Origin of the sequence: Pseudomonas sp. K5002 (assembly GCF_013386655.1) — a bacterium.
Taxonomy (GTDB): Bacteria; Pseudomonadota; Gammaproteobacteria; order Pseudomonadales; family Pseudomonadaceae; genus Aquipseudomonas.
The window spans coordinates 1299-4229 of record NZ_JACARK010000854.1 but is presented as its reverse complement, the minus strand read 5'-3'; the positions used below and the strand labels follow the sequence as shown (position 1 = coordinate 4229).

Below are 2931 nucleotides of genomic sequence, written 5' to 3'. Positions count from 1 at the left end.
CCCGCTCCCACATTGATTTGCGTTGTTCTTTAGTTCTTCGCCCGCGTCTCATGCATCCGCGCCAGCTGGCGCTCAAGCATCGACGGGTAAGGCTCCATCAACCGCTCCACACAGCACGCACCTTCAGGGCTGGCAATCGGGCGGATCCGCGCACGCTGGCGAATCAGCACGTCGTCACTGATCTTGCGTTCCACCAGCAGCAGGTTGCGGCTGTGTTGCGACAAGGCCAGCGCATCCTGGGCAATCTCGGTCAGGAGCAGATCGATCTGGCTCATGCCATACAGATCGTCGCCCACCGTCAGGCCCAATTGCAGTTGCAGGGTGATGCCGCTGTCGGCCACTTCGATTTGCAGCGCATGGCCCAGGGCCCGCAGCAGTTCACCGCAGCAGATGGCGTTGGTCAGGTAGTCTTCGCCGCTGTCTTCGCTGTGGAACAGCATCAAGGTGCTGCCGTCGTTCAGGGTGTGCAGTTCGCTCTGATACAGCGAGGCCGCCTGGTCGAGGCAGTCACGATAACGTTCCAGCAACTCGGTCAGGCGTGCCCGCGGCAAGCGACGCAGTTGATCCTGTGCGCCCAGTTGCACGGCCAATACGGCGCTGTGCTGGGGCTGGGTGCTGCGCACCGGAGCAGGCTGCACAGCAGGAGCGGTTGGCACTGAAGTATCGCGAAGATCGGCGAACGGGTCTTCTTCGTCCAGTTCGTCTTCTTCTGCCTTGATCACATGACGGGTCGCCGGCTTTTGGGCCGCTACCGGCGCAGACTCGTCGAAGCTCGGGTCCCGCAGGTTGCGCACTTCAAACTCGGGCTCGTCGTCTTCGTAGTCGGTGTCGTCGAACTCGGGCTCGGGTTCAACCTCGGGCACTACGGGCTCCGGCGCGAAGCTGGTGTGCAGTTGGCGGGCGAGGTCGCCGATTTCGTCCTGGCGGTCGGTGGCCGGGGTGTGTTCATCGATATCCCGCAGCCAGATGCGCAGTTGCATCAGTGGCGTGGAGATATGCCGGCCCAGGCGCAGGCTCAAGGCCAGGGACAGTGCCAGCAGGATCGCACTCAAGATACCCATGCTTTGCAGGCTGATGGTCATCGGCTGCTGGAACTGTTGCATGTCCAGGCTGATGCGCAGTTGGCCGGCCTTCACGTCCTGAAACGTGATATTGCTCTGGTACAGGCCTTCGGCTTCACCCAGCAGGCCGTTTTTCGGACGTTGCCCGGCTTCGGCCATGATCCGGTTGTCCACGCTATAGATAGCAGCGTGGGCCACCAGCGGGTTCTTGGTCAGGTTGTTGAGCAGCACGTTGAGGCTGAGGATGTCGTTGGACACCAACAACTCAGTCGCCGAGGTGGCGGTCTGGGTGGTCAGGCTCTCGCCCAAAGCGTCGGCTTGCTCGTGCATGGCCTGCTTGAACTGCAAACCCATCACGCAGGCGTAGATGACCAGGGCCAGGGCGACCAGGATCACGTTATGGCTGGCGATGCGTAATGCGATCGGTACACGGCGGTGACGCAGTGCCCGGAAGATCAGCAGGAAGAAGTTATCGGTTTTTACTGGCGTGGGCCGGTTCACTTAAGCTCGGCTCTTTAGTCCGTGAAGTTGACGCGCAGTATAGCGACAGGCCCAAGACCGGCAAAGCGCTGGCTGTGCCCGATGGTCACTGAAAGTGGGTAGAATGCGGTTTTTTTCCAGCTCGGGGGTGCGCTTTGCGCGAAATTGTCCTGATTAACATCACAGGTGAGGACCGTCCGGGTCTCACTGCAGCCATTACCGGTGTTCTGGCCCAGGGTGGTGTGAACATTCTCGACATCGGCCAGGCAGTGATTCACGACACGCTGTCGTTCGGCATCCTGGTGGAAATTCCCAGCACCGAGCAGGCCTCGTCCGTGCTCAAGGACATCCTGTTTACGGCGTATAAGCTCGATCAGCAGGTGCGTTTCACCCCGGTGTCCGAAGAGGATTACCAGAGCTGGGTAGCCGGCCAGGGCAAAAAACGCCACATCGTGACGCTGTTGACTCGCAAGGTGACGGCCGAGCAACTGCAGCGTGTCAGTTCGATCACGGCTCAGTACGGTTTGAATATCGACCACATTGACCGTCTGTCGGGTCGCATGCCATTGGACACGCCGGCGGACAAGGGCAAGGGCTGCATTGAGTTCTCCGTACGCGGTGAGCCGGCAGATCCCCAGGCCCTGCGTGCCGAATTCCTGAGCGTTGCCCAGGAGCTGAATGTCGATATCGCCTTCCAGGAAGACTCGCTGTTCCGCCGCAATCGCCGCCTGGCGGTGTTCGACATGGACTCGACGCTGATCGAAGCCGAAGTCATCGACGAATTGGCCAAGGCTGCCGGTGTAGGTGAGCAAGTCTCGGAAATCACCGAGCGTGCCATGGCCGGTGAGCTGGATTTCCGAGCCAGCTTCAAGGAGCGCCTGGCGCTGCTCAAGGGCCTCGACGTCAGCGTGCTGGACTCCATCGGCGCCTCGCTGCGACTGACCGAAGGCGCCGAAACCCTGTTCGCCGAACTCAAGCGCCTGGGCTACAAGACCGCGATCCTGTCGGGCGGTTTCACCTACTTCGCCAAGCAATTGCAGGCCAAGCTGGGTATCGACTATGTGTTCGCCAACGAGCTGGAAGTGGTAGACGGCAAGGTGACGGGTGTGGCCGTGGAGCCGATTGTCGACGCACAGCGTAAGGCTGACCTGTTGCGGGAATTGGCACACAAGGAAGGGTTGCGTCTGGAGCAGACCATTGCGGTCGGCGACGGGGCAAATGACTTGCCGATGCTGGCGATTGCCGGGTTGGGTGTGGCGTTCCGGGCCAAGCCGCTGGTCAAGCAATCGGCCAAGCAGGCGATTTCGACTTTAGGGCTGGATGGCGTGTTGTACCTGTTGGGCTTTCGCGATCGCGACGGTCAGCTCTGAGGATCGTTCCCACGCTCTGC

At 60.9% G+C, this 2931-nt stretch carries 2 protein-coding genes; one reads left to right on the top strand and one right to left on the bottom strand.

The window, feature by feature from the left end; translation table 11 throughout:
* Positions 1–29: 29 nt before the first annotated feature.
* A complete protein-coding gene (locus HX846_RS29975; RefSeq protein WP_008439111.1) occupies positions 30–1562 on the bottom strand; it encodes an AhpA/YtjB family protein in 1533 nt (510 codons plus the stop codon).
* A gap of 134 nt (positions 1563–1696) precedes the next feature.
* On the opposite strand from HX846_RS29975, the gene serB reads away from it, so the two are divergent.
* Positions 1697–2911: a phosphoserine phosphatase SerB gene (serB, locus tag HX846_RS29970; RefSeq protein ID WP_003217536.1), complete on the top strand. Its 1215-nt coding sequence runs from the start codon at positions 1697–1699 to the stop codon at positions 2909–2911.
* Positions 2912–2931 lie beyond the last annotated feature (20 nt).